The sequence below is a fragment of the Streptomyces sp. NPDC007808 genome, from assembly GCF_042868655.1.
Taxonomy (GTDB): Bacteria; Actinomycetota; Actinomycetes; order Streptomycetales; family Streptomycetaceae; genus Streptomyces.
Genome location: NZ_JBIAEQ010000005.1, coordinates 276,266 through 291,232 on the forward strand (window position 1 = coordinate 276,266; position 14,967 = coordinate 291,232).

Sequence of the window (14,967 nt, forward strand, 5' to 3'; positions counted from 1 at the left end):
CGACCCGCTCCCCTTTCCCGGAATCGACCGGCCGACGACCACGGCCGCTCGATTCCGTTGCCAGGACCACAGCTTGAAGGGAGACCGGTGTGAAATCTCGAGTCGTAGGCGGTGGTCCGAGGACGTCCGCCGAGAGCTCGCCCCCGACACGGCCGAGCGCCGGGCTCCGGCCGGAGGAGCCGGAGGAGGCGGGGAACGCACTGGCACGCCTCTTCGCGAAACACATCAACGGGTGCACGGATGAGTACCGGGATGACGAGCACGCCGCTCTGCAGCGGCTGGAGGCACTCGGATCCCCCCGCTCCGGCACCACGCTGCGCGTGGAGGGAGCCCTCCGGTCGGCGCCACGCGCGTTCCTCCCGCCCGACGAGGAGGGCCGGGCCAGGTTGAGGCGGCTCGACGCCAGCCTGCGCGTGATCGAAGCGGCCTTCCCTCAAGTCAGCACCGACATCGAGGTCTGCCGACTGACGTGCGCGATGCTGGAAGGAGCCTGGAGGAGCCGGGCGCTCACGCCGCCGCACGAGGAGGAGCGGACGGCCGGCTGCGCCTGCACTCTGTGCCGTCGGCTGCCCACGCCCCCCGCGCGCACGCCGGCTGACTACGGTTGGCGACAGAGCGCCGGTCGTCCCCTCACCGTCAAGACCTGGCCGTACCACCGGGAACTCGACAGCGTCCTGACCGGTGGCTGGGTCCTGGCCCGGCAGTTGAACGACTGCGAACGGGACCTCGGCTACCGCCACCGCTTCGAGGACGACATCCTGCTCTTCCACGAATACAAACGCGTGATCGACACCATAGACACCAGGCACCTCACCCAACTCATAGAAGGCCGCCTGGCCGAGAATTTCAGCACCAACACCGCACGGGCCCTGGTCTGCGGGCTCTACGCGGCCCACAAGCGATCCGCGGACGAGTACTGGCTGCAACAGCACCACGCTGGCAGCGTCGTACTCCCCCAGACGAACCCGCTCGGTCAGAGCACCTACTCACTCCTGCAGATGATGGACTGCCTGTTCTGGCACGTCTCCCCCGACACCGAGCTCTGGCAGGAGGAACACCTCGCCTCCCTGCTGCTGTGCCGCGTCGTCGACGACATGGTCGACGTACGGGCCGACGCCCTCACCGGCGAGATCAGCAACTTCTGGCTCGCAGACATGCCCACCCACACCAAGGCGCTCTACGCCGCCTGCGCCATCGCCCTCGTCAAGTACGGCTGCACGCCCGAGGCGCATTCCCGGATGTGGAACACCTGGCTGATGACCAGCACCATCACCTGGTTGGGGCTCACGGGCCGCCACGGCCTGTGGTTCGACGGCATCACCGCGGACCTCCCCCCGGCCCAGGACTGCCCGCTGTGCGACCTGCAGCCCAACGCCTGCACCGGCATCCTCACCCACGGCGCCACCCTCACCGTCGCCCCGCGGCCCACCGCACCGGCCCTGAGCGCCCGGACCGCCGAGTTGTCCGCACGCTGCCGAGCCCGGTCCCCCGAGGTATGGCCCCTGTTCGACGCCGAGCTCCGCGCCTTCGAAGCACTGCACGGCCCCTGGCACGGCGACACCGACAGCACGTGGGAGATCCTGCGCCGTACGTACATCGCCGCCGTGGAGGCATCCGGCGCCGACGCGTCCACGGCCCGCGCCCGGGAGATCCAGGAGGACTCCGGAGCGGTCGGATCCGAGTTCTTCCATGCCCTGAACGACCCGAGGACAGGCAGGGAGGACACCGCACTGCTCGCCTACATGTTCGGCTGCGCCCACCCGCATTTCCTCTGGAACACCATGGGACACCGTCCCACGGACGTCGCAGGCGACTGGCTCGACGGCTGACCGCTCCCCTGGGGGATGCCGCTGCCCGTCCGGGCAGCGGCATCCTGGGGCCTACACGTCGAACTCGACCGGCAGGCTGTCCAACAGGGACATCCAGGTGGACGCGGTCGAGGTGAGCTCCTCCGGCGGCACGGCCAGGCGCAGACCCGGCAGACGGTGCAGCAGGACGTCCACCGCGATCTCGATGATGGACATCCCGATGTTCTGTCCCGGACACTCGTGCGGGCCCGCGCCGAACGCCAGGTGCGCCTGGTTGCCCTGCACCGAGACGCTCGGGTCGGGCCGGATCTCGGGGTCGATGTTGCCCGGGGCGAGACCGAGCACGAGCAGGTCGCCCTCCTCGATGCGGTGTCCGCCCAGTTCGACATCGCTGGCGGCGAAGCGCCCCGGCAGGACGGCCAGCGGCGGGGAGTTCCACATGGCCTCCTCCACCACCGCCGAGATGTTCAGCTGCCCGCTGATCAGCCCGGAGAGCCGGGAGGCGTCGGTCAGGACCAGTTCCAGCACCCGGGCCAGCAGGTTGGTCGTGACGTGTGCGGCGATCAGCACCGCGCGCAGATGGGCCACGACCTCGTCGTGGTCGAGCGCCGCGTGATGCTCCAGCAGGCCGGTGGCGAGGTCGGAGCCGGGTTCGGACCGCCTGCGCTCGGCGAGCTCACCGAAGATCTCCCTGATCACCCCGTCGTGCATGACGGCGTCCTCGCCGCCCTTCATCACCTGGGCGCAGGACTCGACCAGGCGACGCCCCTCCGCCTCGGCGAGCCCCAGCACGCGGGCGATCACGAGCATCGGCAGATAGTCGGCGTAGTCCGCCACCAGATCGGCCCGGCCGGAGTCCGCGAACGCGTCGATCTGCTTGTTGGCGAAGTGCGTGGCGTGGCGCCGGACACCGCGGCCGGCGGCGGACTGCAGCCCGTCGCTGACGGCCCCGCGCAGTCGACGGTGGGCCTCCCCGTCCTGGGACACGCAGTCGGGGCGCCAGGCGAGCATCGGGACCAGCGGAGAGTTCTCCGCCACCCGGCCCTCCCGCCAGTCCCGCCAGATCCGCGCGTCCCGGGGGAAGTGCAGGGGGTTGTCCAGCACTCGCCGGCTGTCCCGGTAGCCCAGCACCAGCCAGGCGCGGATGTCGCCCTCCAGCAGCACCGGCGCGACGGAGCCGTGCTCCTTGCGCAGCCGCTCGTAGATGCCGCGCGGGTCGGTCGCCGCCTCCGGCCCGTACAGCCGGGTGAGTTCGGTGTCATGGCCGAAGGGGCAGCCGCGGGGCGCCTCGGAATCGTTTAAGGGCTGGGCGTTCATCGGGACTCCAGTGCGACGGCAGAACGTTCCTTCAGGTGACGTATGAGGGCGACGAGGACGTCGCGGCTGGAGGCCCGGTCGCGGGCGTCGCAGGCCACGATCGGGGTGTGCGGGGAGATGTCCAGGGCGTCCCGGATCTCCTCGATCGGGTAGTCCTGGGAATCGGGGAAGACGTTCAGGGCGACGACGAACGGGACGTCCTGCCGCTCCATCTCCTCGATGGCCCGGAAGCTGGAGGCGAGCCGGCGGGTGTCCACCAGGACGATCGCGCCGAGCGCCCCCTTGAACAGGCCGTTCCACAGGAACCAGAAGCGCTCCTGGCCGGGCGTGCCGAACAGGTACAGCATGAGGCTGTCGTTGAGGCTGATCTTGCCGAAGTCCAGGCTGACGGTGGTCTCCGTCTTGTCGGCGACGCCGATGAGGTGGTCGACGTCGGCGCTGGCCTGGGTGAGGGTCTCCTCGGTGGTGAGCGGCTTGATGTCGCTGACCGAGCGGACCATGGTGGTCTTCCCGGTGCCGAAGCCACCGGCGATCATCACCTTCACCGAGCGGGTGCCCCCGCCACCCGGCCCACCGGGCTGGTCAAAGCCTTTGAAGTCCACTGAGTACCTCCTCAAGGAGCGCGAGGTCGGGCCCGCGGTCGGCACCGTGCGCCGGGATGGGGTCACGGGCTTCGACGTGGCCTGCCTCCAGCAGATCCGTCAGCAGCACCGCGAGAATGTTGAAGGGCAGTCCGAGGTGGGCGCCGAGTTCGGCCACCGACAGCGGATCGCGGCAGCGCCGGAGGATCTCCTCGTGCTCGTGCTGCAACCCCGGTGCGGGGGCGGTGCGGGAGACGATGAGGGTCGCCACGTCGAGGGTCGACGCCGAACCGCCCGGTCCGCTGCGTCCCCGGGTGAGGACGTAGTAGCGCTCAAGACCGGACGGGTTCGTGGGCCGGCGGGGAGCACTCATCCAGAGTGCTCCTCCAGGCGCGGAGTGGTGCCGAGCAACTCGCCCATCCTGCGCGCCAGGTCCCTCATCTGATGACCGAGCAGGCCCTGGTCGAGGCCCTCCCGGGCGAGGACGCCGAGATAGGTCTCCACCCCGGCCCGCACGACGAAGAGGTGGCCGCCGTCGACCTCGATCATCGCCAGCCTGAGCTGCCCCGCGTACTTGGGGAACTGCTCGGCGACCGGCTGCGCCAGCGCCTGCAGTCCGGCCACCACCGCCGCGAAGCGGTCCACGTCGTCGGGGTCCTCGGCGCCGTAGGAGGTGATGGCCTTGCCGTCGCTGGATGCCACGAGGGCGAAGTTGATCTCCTGGATGCTCTCCACCAGATCGCGGAGCGCCCAGCTCACATCGGTTCCCTGTTGCGTCATGGGACTAGTCGCTCTCTTCGGTGCGGTGCTGCTCGGTGGACTCGCGGCCGTCGGCCGTCGCGCCTTGCGCACCGGGCTCGCGGCCCGCGGTGGCGAAGGCGGCCAGGCCCGCGAAGGACGCGTCGGGCGGGACGGCGGCGACGGACGTCGTCTCCTCGGTCCGCTCCGGACGCTCGGCCGGCTCGTGACGGGCCGCCTCGTGCCGCCTGCTGCGGCGCCGGGGCAGGCCGCCGGGCGTGGTGTCCACGGCTTCGGCGGTGTCGGCCGGGGCCGCCGCGGCGGTTCCCTGCTCGCGGACCGGTGCGGCCGCGGCGGCCTGTGCCGTCGGGGCGGTCGCCGCCGGGGTGACGGAGGCGGCCGCGGGCAGCGGGCTGAAGTACTTGTGCGGGACCACGACCACGACCGAGGTGCCGAGCCACGGCGAGTCCGCGAAGGTGACGCGGATGCCGTAGCGGCGGGCGAGGGCGCCGACGACGCGGAGGCCGATGTTGGCGTCCTCCGAGATACCGCCCAGGCCCGCGCCGGGCGCGGTGCCGGCGAGGGCGTGCTCGGCCTCGCGCTTCTTCTCCTCGCTCAGGCCCTTGCCCGAGTCCTGGATCTCGATGCCGACGCCGTTCGGGACCTCCTTGCCGGAGACGGTGACCGGCTCGGTGGGCGGCGAGTAGCGGGCCGCGTTGTCCAGGAGGTGCGCGAAGATCAGCGTGAGGTGGTCCACCAGGCCGCCGTCGACGCCCAGTTCGGGCAGATGGCGTACGTCGATCCGGTGGAAGTCCTTGATCCGGCCGATGCCGCCGCGGACCACGCTGAGCAGACGCTGCGGCTCCTGCCACTGCCGACCGGGCCGGTCCGAGCCGCCGAGCACGCCGATGCTGGCGGCGAGACAGTCGGCGGGGCCGATCGCCTGGTCGAGCTCCATCAGGCCCCGGGCGACGGCCGGCAGCCGGCCGTGCTCGCCCTGCATCTCGTGGAGTCGGCCACGGAGCTTGCTGGTCAGGACGTGGATGCGGTTGCCGATGCTGATCACGGCCTGCTCGGCGGCGGTCGAGCGGTCGAACTCCTCCTCGACGGCGATCAGCGAGGTGCGCAGCAGCTTGCGCAGGTTCGCCTGGAGTTCGACGCCGACCTTCGCGCACTGGTTGACCGTCGGCAGGATGTCGTCGATGGCCTCGCCCTGGCGCAACTGGCGCAGCGCGTCGGGCAGTTGCTCGTCGGCGAGCCGGGTGACCGCGGCCAGCTGGTGGGCCAGCTGCTCCTGCCAGACCTCGGCCCGGTCGGCGAGCTGCGCTTCGTAGGACTTGGCCTGGGCGGTGATCCGCTCCTCGTAGGAGGCGCTCTCCTCGGCCAGTCGCTCCTCGTACGCGCGGGCCTGCTCGGCGAGCTGGGCCTCATAGGCTCCGGACTGCTCGGCCAGGCGGCCCTCCAGGGCGGCGCGGTCGGCGCTGAACTTCCGCTCCAGGCCCGCCACGTGGTGCTGCCACTGCTGCGAGTGCTCGGCCTGCGAGGCGCGGAAGTCACCTTCGGCCTTGCGCAGCTGCATCCGGGTGCGCAGCAGAAGGCGTACACACACGGTGCTTGCCGCGGTCGCCGCTGCGCCGGCGACGGCGGCGGTTATTCGCTCCGAGCTCATGAACGTGGCGGCAACCGTCCCACCTCCTAAAGCCAATGGCATCAGCCACCAGCTGTACCAGGCGACAGGGGGCCGCGCCGCCGGGGGCGGAGTGGCGAGTTCCATCTGCATCCTTCGAGGCAACGATCGATCAAGGGGGGGTGTGCAAGGCGATCGCACTCATGAGTACGCACCGCGGGATGACCGATCACGACCGAGTCAACTCGCAGCGCCGATCGGGAGCTTATCGGGTTTGGATGCAAAAGGATCAACCGTGCGCCTTGACGGAAGTGAGGGTTCCGTCACTCTCAGCCAGGTGCGCATACATCGACAAATGCCTTTACCGATCTGCACAGTTGGAGAAAACGGCGTCGTTCTCACTTGCAGCCCACGCCGTCCTTCACCCGGGGCCAGGCCTCGACGCCGTCCGGCGTGCGCACGTACGCCGTCGACGTGTCGTCGGTCAGCCACAACCGCCACGCGCCGAGCCGGTACCCGGTGTCGCGTGCGCCGTCGGGCAGGGGTACGTCGCCGTCGTAGGCGGCGTTCAGCATGCCGGGGGCGAGGACGCCGTCGGGGTCGCGGGCGTACAGCCCGCGGTCCCGGTGGGCTCCGAGTCCGAGGAAGTGCGCCCGCTGCCAGTCGCAGTGGGCCGATCCGGCGGAGCTGCTGATCTCGGTGGTCGGTACGCGGCGGCCGTCCTCGTCGGTCCAGATCTCGACGTCCAGGGTGTCCGTGAAGCTCTCGGGAAGTTCCGCGGGGTCGCAGGACGCGCTCGTCTCCGGCCCCCAGCCGGGTCGGTCCGCGCGGTCCTCGGCCACGACGACCGCGACCTTGGTCCGTCCGGCGACGTCGTAGGAGAACAGGACCCGCCCGCCCTCCTCGCGCTCCACCCGGTAGCCGGAGCGCGGCAGGTCGGGCTGCTCCCTGTCGAAGTAGGCCGCCAGGCCCTCCTCGGGCGTGGCCCCGCCGTCCTGCTCGCTCCACGCCTCGCCGCCGCCACCGGAGTAGATCTCCCCGTCGCACTCCAGCGCCCGGCCCGCGGCGCCCGAAGCGAGGCGTACGGCGCGGGCGCTGTCCTCGTCGAGTTCCTCGGTGGGGACGTACAGCGGCCCGTCGTACGGCACGGTGGGTGCCGCCCCTTCCACGACCAAGCCCTCCCGCGCGCCGCCGCACCCCGAGACGGCCGCCGTCGCCAGCACCGTCAGCACCACGAGTCCTCTGCGCATCCCCGTCCCCTGTTCGTCCCGTCGCCACTGATCGTCGACCTGGTCCTTCGACGCCGGGGCGGGCGGGAACGTTCTCCCTACCGGGCCGCGGTGGTACGGAACGTACGACGGTACGTCTGCGGTGACACCCCGATGGCGGCGTGCAGGTGCTGGCGCAGGGAGGCGCCGGTGGCGAAGCCGACCTGGCCGGCGATCCGGTCGACCGACAGATCGCTGGACTCCAGCAGGTGGCGGGCGCGGGCCACGCGCTGCTGGATCAGCCAGCGGCCGGGGCTGAGGCCGACCTCGTCGTTGAAGCGGCGCGCGAAGGTGCGCATGCTCATCCGGGCGTGGGCGGCGAGGTCGGCCAGGGTGAGGGGTTCGGCCAGGCGCTCCAGCGCCCAGCTGCGGGTGGCGGCGGTGCTCGCGGCTCCGTCGGCCGGGACCGGCTGCTCGATGTACTGGGCCTGGCCGCCGTCCCGGAAGGGCGGCACGACGCAGCGCCGGGCCACCGCGTTGGCGAGTTCGCTGCCGTGGTCGGTGCGGACGATGTGCAGGCAGACGTCGACGCCGGACGCGGCGCCGGCCGAGGTGAGGATCCGGCCGTCGTGCACGAAGAGGACGTCCGGATCCAGGTCGACGTGGGGGAAGCGGCGCCGGAAGGGCTCGGTCACCTGCCAGTGCGTGGTCGCCCTGCGGCCGTCGAGGAGGCCGGCGGCGGCCAGCACGAAGGCGGCGGTGCAGATGGACACGACGCGTGCGTCCGGGCGGATCAGGGCGAGGGCGTCGGCGACCTCGACGGGGAGCTCCGCCGGGATGTGAGGGACGGCCATGGAGGCGACCACCACGGTGTCGGCCGTGGCGAGTATCTCCGGGCCGTGCTGGACCCCGATGGTGAAGTCCGCGTTGCTGCGCACCGGCCGGCCGTCGACGCTGCAGGTCAGCACCTCGTACCGGCCGTCGGCCGCGCCGAAGATCCGGCTGGGGATGCCCAGCTCGAAGGGGTAGACGCCGTCCAGGGCCAGGACGACGACCCGCTCCACCCGCTGGTCTCCGCTTCGCTTCATCGGCATGGCACGATCCTATCGAAGGTTGGCAATCGTGCCATTTCCCGGGGCGGCGGGTCCGGACAGGCTGTTTCACCATGAGCACTGTGAACACCATGCGAGCCATCAGCCAGGACACCCTCGGCGGTCCCGAGGTCCTGAAGGAAGTGGAACTCCGGCGGCCCGAGCCGCGCCCCAACGAGGTACTGGTCCGCGTACGCGCCGCGGGCGTCAACCCGACGGACTGGAAGCACCGCGCGACCGGCGGTTTCCTGGGCGAGCCGCCCTTCGTCCTCGGCTGGGACGTCTCCGGCGTGGTCGAGGCGGTCGGCGTCGGAGTCGCCCGGTTCAAGCCCGGCGACGAGGTCTTCGGCATGCTGTCGTACCCGTTCGGCCACGGCTCGCACGCCGAGTACGTCACCGCCCCGGCCCGCGCCTTCGCGCACAAGCCGGCCTCCGTCGACCACACCCAGGCGGGCGCGCTGCCGCTGGTGTCCCTGACCGCGTGGCAGGCCCTCGTCGAGTACGCCGACGTACGGCCGGGGCAGCGCGTACTGATCCACGCGGCCGCGGGCGGGGTCGGGCACGTGGCCGTGCAGATCGCCAAGGCGAAGGGCGCCTATGTGATCGGTACGGCCAGCGCGGGCAAGCACGAGTTCCTGCGCGGGCTCGGTGCGGACGAGGCGATCGACTACCGGGAGACAGACTTCACCGAGGCCGTGAAGGACGTCGACGTCGTCCTGGACACGATCGGCGGCGACTACGCGACGCGCTCGCTGCGCGTGCTGCGGCCGGGCGGGCTCGTGGTGTCGATCCTGCCGGTCGGCTCGGACGACTTCCACGAGGAAGCCGAGCGGCTCGGCGTCCGGTCGCTGCGGATGCTTGTCGACGCCTCGCACAGCGGCATGACCGCGATCGCGGAACTGGTCGAGGCGGGCAGGCTGCGCGCCACGATCGCCGGGGCGTTCCCGCTGGCCGACGCCGCCGAGGCGCATGCGCTCGGCGACACCGGCCGCACGACGGGGAAGCTGGTCCTCGTGATGGACTGACTTCGGTCAGAACGTCAGCACGGGCTTGATCGCCTTGCCCGCGCCCATGTCCCGCACCGCCTGGTCGATGTCCGCGAACGGATAGGTGCTGATCAGGCGGTGCAGCGGGAGCCGCCCCTCCTTCACCAGGGCGACCAGGGCCGGGACGAAGGTCTGTGTCTCGGCGTCACCGAGGGTGAGGCCGACGACCCGCTTGCCGCCGAGCAACCCGTTGACGTCGAGGGCGACCTCGGTGCCGAAGGGCGGGGCGCCGACGACGACCAGGGTGCCGCGAGCCGCGAGCGCGTCGACGCCCTGGCGCAGGACGCCGACGTTGCCGGTGGTCTCCACGACGCCGTCGGCTCCGTGTCCGCCGGTGATCGCGGCGAGCGCCTCGCCGAGGTCGCACGCCCCGGCGTCGACGGTGTGGGTGGCGCCCAACTCCTCGGCCAGTGCGAGGCGTTCAGCGACCCGGTCGACGGCGACGACGGTCGTGGCGGGTGTCATCGCGGCCGCCATGACGGCGGACAGGCCGACGGCTCCGGCGCCGAGGACGACGATCGTGGCTCCGGTGTCCGGCTGCAGTACGTTCCAGACGGCGCCCACTCCGGTCTGCACCCCGCAGCCCAGCGGGGCGATGGAGGCCAGCGGCACCTCCGGGTCGACCCTGACCAGGCTGCGCTCGTCGACCAGGGCGCGCTCCGCGAAGGAGGACTGCCCGAAGAAGTGGCCGCCCAGGGCCTCGCCGTCCCGGCTGATGGTGGCGGTGCCGTCGGCCCGGCGGCCGCCGATGAGGTTCAGCGGTAGCCAGGTCGCGCAGTAGGCGGGGTGACCGGCCCGGCAGTTGCGGCAGTCGCCGCAGGAGGTGAAGGACAGCACGACGTGGTCGCCCGGCGCGACCCCGGTCACGGCCGTGCCCACGGCCTCGACGACACCCGCGCCCTCATGGCCGAGGACGCCGGGCAGCGGGAAGGGCAGTCCGCCGCTCGCCACGCCGAGGTCGGTGTGGCACAGGCCGGCCGCGACCATGCGGACGACGGCCTCGTGGGGTCCGGGTTCGTCGAGTTCGACGCCGGACAGGGTGAAGCTCGCTCCGCCGGACTCGACGACGGCGGCACGGGTGGGGATGGACATCGGGCGGATCTCCTTGGCGGTGCGCTCAGTCGAGCGAGACGACGACGGACTTGGTGGTGGTGTAGGCGTCGAGCGCCTCGGGCCCGTACTCGCGCCCGAAGCCGGAGTCCTTCACACCGCCGAAGGGGACGGCGGGGTCGAGCATCGCCCAGTCGTTGACCCAGACGATGCCGGCGTCGAGCCGGTCGGCGATGCGGTGGGCTCGGGCCAGGTTGCCGGTCTGTACGCCCGAAGCAAGTCCGTACGGCGTGGAGTTGGCGAGCTCGACGGCCTCGTCCTCGGAGTCGAAGGGCTGCACGGTGAGGACCGGGCCGAAGATCTCCTCCTGGACGACGCGGGAGTCGTTGGGCAGATCGGCGATCACGGTGGGCTTGTAGTAGTACCCGCCGTCCAGGTCGAGCCGCTCACCGCCGCAGACGATGCGGCCGCCTTCCTTGCGGGCGATGTCGACGTACTCCTCGACCTTGCGCAGATGCCGCTCCCCCGCCATCGGGCCGATGACGGTCTCGGGCTTGCGGGGGTCGCCGAGCGGCACGCCGGGCACGGCGTCGGCGAGGATGCCGAGCACCGTGGCGTAGACCTGCCGCGCCACCAGCAGCCGCGGTCCGCCCATGCAGAACTGTCCGGTGTTGAAGACGAACCCCTTGATGATCGCGCCGACGGCCTTCTCCAGGTCGGCGTCCTCGAAGACGAGGTGGGCGGCGTTGCCGCCGAGTTCCATGGTGACGGGCTTGAGCGACTCACCGGCGACGGCCGCGACCTTGCGGCCGACCGCGGTCGAGCCGGTGAAGGCGACCTTGTCGACACCGGAGTGCCGAAGCAACGCCTCACCGGCCGCGGGTCCGCCGGTGACGACGTTGACGACGCCGTCGGGGACGCCGGCCCGCTTGAAGAGCTCGGCCATGTACAGAGCGCTGAGCGGGGTCTCCTCGGCGGGCTTGTGCACCACCGTGTTGCCGGCGGCGAGCGCCGGGGCGATCTTCGAACCGGCCAGGATCAGCGGGAAGTTGTACGGGGTGATGGCCGCGACCACGCCGAGCGGCCGGCGCCGGACGTAGGCGAGGGCGTTCATCGGTGTGTCCCGGACGGAGCCGTCCAGGGCGTGGGCGAGGGCGGCGAAGTGCTCGTAGTCGTTGGCGGCGTTGGTGACGTCGACCGCGTGGGCGAGTGTGATCGGCTTGCCGACGTCACGGCTCTCCAGTTCCGCGACGGTGTCGGCGTTCTCCCGGATCAGCGCCGCGACCCGGTGCAGCACCCTGCCCCGCTCCCGGCCGCTGAGCCCGCACCAGGCGCCGTCGTCGAAGGCGTCCCGGGCCGCGCGTACGGCCGCGTCCACGTCGGCGGCGCCCGCGTCGGCGACGGTGGTGAGGACAGCTCCCCGGGACGGGTCGACCACCTCGGTGCGCGCCCCGTCGGCGGCCTCGCGCCACCGGCCCCCGACGAACAACCGGCCGGGTTCGATCTCGAAGGTGGTCATCGCCACTCCTCAGCTCCGTCGCCAAGATTTCAACAAACAGGATTCCTGTTGTTCGGCAGTCTCATTACGGACAGGTTTCCTGTCAATGCTCTACGCTGAACCCATGCTGGACGCACAGGTGACCAAGGCAGCTCCGTCGCTCCTCTACATGGTGAAGCAGGTGGAGCTCGTCGTACGCTCCCACCTGGACGAGCTGGTCAAGCCGTCCGGGATCACGGCGTTGCAGTACACCGCGCTCACCGTCCTGCAGCGGCACGACGGACTGTCGGCCGCGCAACTGGCCCGCGACTCGTTCGTCACGGCCCAGTCGATCGCCGATCTGGTGCGCAGCCTGGACAACCGCGGCCTCGTCCGCCGGGAGCGCAATCCGCGCAACCGCCGGGAGCTGCTGATCCTGCTGACCGACGCCGGCCGCGACGTACTCGCCCGACACGAGGGGCCGGTACGGGAGCTGGAGGAGCGGATGGTGCGGGACCTCACGGCCCATCAGACCGAGCAGTTCCGCCAGGCGCTCTCCAGAGCGTGGCAGGCACTGTCGTAGCCACGTTCCGGACATCCGACAAAGCCTCTGTCGCAATTCGAAGACATATGTCAATCGAACATGCTCAGATTCGCTCAATCGAGGGTAACTTGCAGTGCGGGGACTGGATTTGAGCAGCTGCCCAAGTGAGCAGGTTGGAGGCGATGTCGTCGTGCAGCAAGGTCCTGCGCCGTTCAGTCGGCATCTGCGCGTCCACCGGCACCGGGGCCATACGGTGCTGGAGTTGCACGGCGAGATCGACATCGCGTCGGCGGTGGAGATCACCCCCTACCTGGACCGGGTGACGACCGACCCCGACGCCCGGATCGTGATCGACCTCAGGAACGTCGAGTTCTTCGACTGCTCCGGGCTGCGCCTGCTGTTCCGGGCCCGCAGCCGGGTCCTGGACCACGGCGGGCGGCTGCTCCTGGTCTGCACCCACCCGCTCACCCTGCGCGTCCTCAGGATCACCGGCCTCGCCCGCCTGCTGCCCCCGCATCCCACGCCGGACGCGGCCTTGGACCAGTCGGAGGCGACGTCCGGCACGTCATGAGGCGCCCGAGCCGGTCGTCCACGCCCCTTCCTGCGCGTCGAACAGGGCGCTGACGGACTCCCCGTTGTGGATGCGGCGCACGGCCTCGGCGAGTGCCGGGGCGATGGAAAGGATCCGCAGCTTGTCGGTGCGCTCCTGCACGGGGACCGGCACGGTGTTGGTGCACACGATCTCCAGTACGTCCGGCTGCTCGCCGATCCGCTTCAGGGCGCCGGACGCGAACAGGCCGTGCGTACAGGCGACCCGGATCGACCGCGGTCCCAACTCCCGGAGCCGGTCCAGGAGTTCCAGGACGGTGCTGCCCTTGGCGATCTCGTCGTCCAGCACGATGACGTCCCGGCCGGCCACCTCGCCGATGACGGAACTGATGCTGACCCGGTCGTCCGCGAACCGCTGCTTGGCACCGGCGGCCACCTGGGCGCCGATCATCCGCGCGAACGCCGCCGCCTCCTTGGCGTTGCCGAGGTCCGGGGAGACGACGGTCGTACGCGAGAGGTCGTACTGCCGGAAGTGCGCTGCGAGTTCGCGCAGCGCGTGCAGGTGGTCGACCGGCACCGTGAAGAAGCCGTGCACCTGCGGCGAGTGCAGCGTCATCGCGAGGACGCGGCTCGCGCCGGCCGCCACCATCAGGTCGGCCACGAGCCGGCCGCCGAGGGAGATGCGGGGCGCGTCCTTCTTGTCGGAGCGGGCGTAGGAGTAGTGGGGCATGACGACGGTGATCCGGCGCGCTGACGCCCCGCGCGCGGCGTCGCACATCATCAGCAGTTCGACGAGGTGCTCCTGGACGGGCCGGACGAGCGGCTGGATCAGGAAGACGTCCCGTTCCCGGCAGTTCGCCTGAAGCTGCACCTCAAGGCAGTCGTTGGCGAACCGGCTGACCCGGCTGGGGCTGAGGGGCACCCCCAGGTGCGTGCAGACCTCCGCCGCCAGTTCGGGGTGGGCACTACCGCTGAACACGGCGATCTCTCGCACGATCCGCTCCTCGCATGATCATTGGGGTGGCGCACTCATGCTACTGACCTCGGCAGAAACGTTGCGGCTGACCTCGGGGCAGAGGTGCCCCGGACCCGGTACCGGACTCCGATCGGCCAACGGACCGATCCCGCAAGGAGTTTGGGGGTATCCGAAGAACAGGGAAGGAGGAACGTCGACATGACGACTCCCATCAAGCGCATCAACCAGCGCATGCCCGGCTGGGCGAAGGCGGTGACCGCCCTCGTGGTGGTGCTCGTCGTCCTCTTCGCCGGGATCCGGTTCAGCGTGCTCCCCGGCCTCAAGGACCTGTTCGGCACCGAGACCAAGGACCGCTCCGGTCCCGCACTGCTCCAGTCCATCCAGGACATGAGCCGCTACGACGCCGCCTCCGGCAACTTCCAGATCGTCGTGGATCTGGAGAAGGACGCCAAGTTCCTGCCCGACGCGATCCGCGGCACCCGCACCCTGTACGTCGGCGCGGGCACCGTGGACGCCTACGTCGACCTGGGCAAGGTCGGCGAGGACGACGTCACGGTCGACGAGGACCGTACGTCCGCCACGCTCCGCCTGCCGCACGCCGCCCTCGGCAAGCCGTCCCTCGACCCCGATCGCTCCTACGCCGTGTCCAAGGAACGCGGACTTCTCGACCGCCTCGGCGATCTCTTCTCGGACAACCCGAACAGCGAACAGGCCGTGCAGAAGCTGGCGGTCCGGCACATCGGCGAGGCCGCCGAGCAGAGCGAGCTGACCGCGCGCGCCGAGACCAACACCACCGCCATGCTCAAGGGTCTGCTGCACTCCCTCGGCTTCAAGGAGGTGAAGGTGAGGTACGGGGACTGACCCCTTCGGGGTACTGGATGCGCTCGGGCACCGCCCCGGAGTACCCCGACAGCGTCGGGAACCGGCCGAGTCGGCGACCGGCCGCGGGCCCTGC

Annotated in this window: 15 protein-coding genes; 5 read left to right on the plus strand and 10 right to left on the minus strand. The window is 70.9% G+C overall.

Annotated features, from left to right (window positions below; all coding sequences use genetic code 11):
* Window positions 1–89 precede the first annotated feature (89 nt).
* Window positions 90–1,829 (plus strand): hypothetical protein, encoded by a 1,740-nt coding sequence (locus ACFYNL_RS20380; RefSeq protein WP_388805265.1) that lies wholly within the window; start codon window positions 90–92, stop codon window positions 1,827–1,829.
* Between the two features lie 51 nt (window positions 1,830–1,880).
* Here ACFYNL_RS20380 and ACFYNL_RS20385 read toward each other — a convergent pair whose 3' ends face one another.
* The 7 genes from ACFYNL_RS20385 to ACFYNL_RS20415 form a co-directional block, all read right to left on the minus strand.
* On the minus strand, window positions 1,881–3,125 hold the full coding sequence (locus ACFYNL_RS20385; RefSeq protein ID WP_388805268.1) for a cytochrome P450: 1,245 nt from the start codon (window positions 3,123–3,125) through the stop codon (window positions 1,881–1,883).
* Window positions 3,122–3,727, minus strand: a complete 606-nt coding sequence (locus ACFYNL_RS20390) for an ATP/GTP-binding protein (protein ID WP_388805271.1) — start codon at window positions 3,725–3,727, stop codon at window positions 3,122–3,124. The genes ACFYNL_RS20385 and ACFYNL_RS20390 overlap by 4 nt, the downstream gene beginning before the upstream one ends.
* Window positions 3,708–4,079, minus strand: coding sequence for a DUF742 domain-containing protein (locus ACFYNL_RS20395; RefSeq protein ID WP_388805274.1), 372 nt, complete (start codon window positions 4,077–4,079; stop codon window positions 3,708–3,710). Before ACFYNL_RS20395 ends, ACFYNL_RS20390 begins: the two co-directional genes overlap by 20 nt.
* Window positions 4,076–4,486, minus strand: coding sequence for a roadblock/LC7 domain-containing protein (locus ACFYNL_RS20400; protein ID WP_031485587.1), 411 nt, complete (start codon window positions 4,484–4,486; stop codon window positions 4,076–4,078). Before ACFYNL_RS20400 ends, ACFYNL_RS20395 begins: the two co-directional genes overlap by 4 nt.
* Before the next feature lie 4 nt (window positions 4,487–4,490).
* Window positions 4,491–6,218 carry an ATP-binding protein gene (locus ACFYNL_RS20405; RefSeq protein ID WP_388806233.1) on the minus strand — a complete coding sequence of 576 codons (1,728 nt, stop codon included), beginning with the start codon at window positions 6,216–6,218 and terminating at the stop codon, window positions 4,491–4,493.
* A gap of 251 nt (window positions 6,219–6,469) precedes the next feature.
* Window positions 6,470–7,321 carry a hypothetical protein gene (locus tag ACFYNL_RS20410; protein WP_388805278.1) on the minus strand — a complete coding sequence of 284 codons (852 nt, stop codon included), beginning with the start codon at window positions 7,319–7,321 and terminating at the stop codon, window positions 6,470–6,472.
* Window positions 7,322–7,398: 77 nt separating this feature from the next.
* Window positions 7,399–8,373 (minus strand): GlxA family transcriptional regulator, encoded by a 975-nt coding sequence (locus tag ACFYNL_RS20415; protein WP_388805281.1) that lies wholly within the window; start codon window positions 8,371–8,373, stop codon window positions 7,399–7,401.
* Window positions 8,374–8,444: 71 nt separating this feature from the next.
* Between ACFYNL_RS20415 and ACFYNL_RS20420 the strand changes: the two genes are divergently transcribed.
* A complete protein-coding gene (locus ACFYNL_RS20420) occupies window positions 8,445–9,395 on the plus strand; it encodes an NADP-dependent oxidoreductase (RefSeq protein ID WP_388805284.1) in 951 nt (316 codons plus the stop codon).
* A 6-nt stretch (window positions 9,396–9,401) separates the two neighbouring features.
* Here ACFYNL_RS20420 and ACFYNL_RS20425 read toward each other — a convergent pair whose 3' ends face one another.
* Complete coding sequence (locus tag ACFYNL_RS20425; RefSeq protein ID WP_388805287.1) at window positions 9,402–10,508, minus strand: NAD(P)-dependent alcohol dehydrogenase; 1,107 nt, start codon at window positions 10,506–10,508, stop codon at window positions 9,402–9,404.
* A gap of 25 nt (window positions 10,509–10,533) precedes the next feature.
* Window positions 10,534–11,985 (minus strand): aldehyde dehydrogenase family protein, encoded by a 1,452-nt coding sequence (locus tag ACFYNL_RS20430; RefSeq protein WP_388805290.1) that lies wholly within the window; start codon window positions 11,983–11,985, stop codon window positions 10,534–10,536.
* A gap of 103 nt (window positions 11,986–12,088) precedes the next feature.
* On the opposite strand from ACFYNL_RS20430, the gene ACFYNL_RS20435 reads away from it, so the two are divergent.
* Window positions 12,089–12,526, plus strand: coding sequence for a MarR family winged helix-turn-helix transcriptional regulator (locus ACFYNL_RS20435; protein ID WP_388805293.1), 438 nt, complete (start codon window positions 12,089–12,091; stop codon window positions 12,524–12,526).
* A gap of 151 nt (window positions 12,527–12,677) precedes the next feature.
* Entirely contained in the window at window positions 12,678–13,058 is a 381-nt protein-coding gene (locus ACFYNL_RS20440; protein ID WP_388805296.1) for an anti-sigma factor antagonist, read from the plus strand.
* Here ACFYNL_RS20440 and ACFYNL_RS20445 read toward each other — a convergent pair.
* On the minus strand, window positions 13,053–14,030 hold the full coding sequence (locus tag ACFYNL_RS20445; RefSeq protein ID WP_388805299.1) for a ribose-phosphate diphosphokinase: 978 nt from the start codon (window positions 14,028–14,030) through the stop codon (window positions 13,053–13,055). The genes ACFYNL_RS20440 and ACFYNL_RS20445 overlap by 6 nt on opposite strands.
* A 180-nt stretch (window positions 14,031–14,210) precedes the next feature.
* Here ACFYNL_RS20445 and ACFYNL_RS20450 point away from each other — a divergent pair, with 180 nt between their 5' ends.
* Window positions 14,211–14,873: a DUF4230 domain-containing protein gene (locus ACFYNL_RS20450; protein ID WP_388805302.1), complete on the plus strand. Its 663-nt coding sequence runs from the start codon at window positions 14,211–14,213 to the stop codon at window positions 14,871–14,873.
* The last annotated feature ends 94 nt before the right edge of the window (window positions 14,874–14,967 follow it).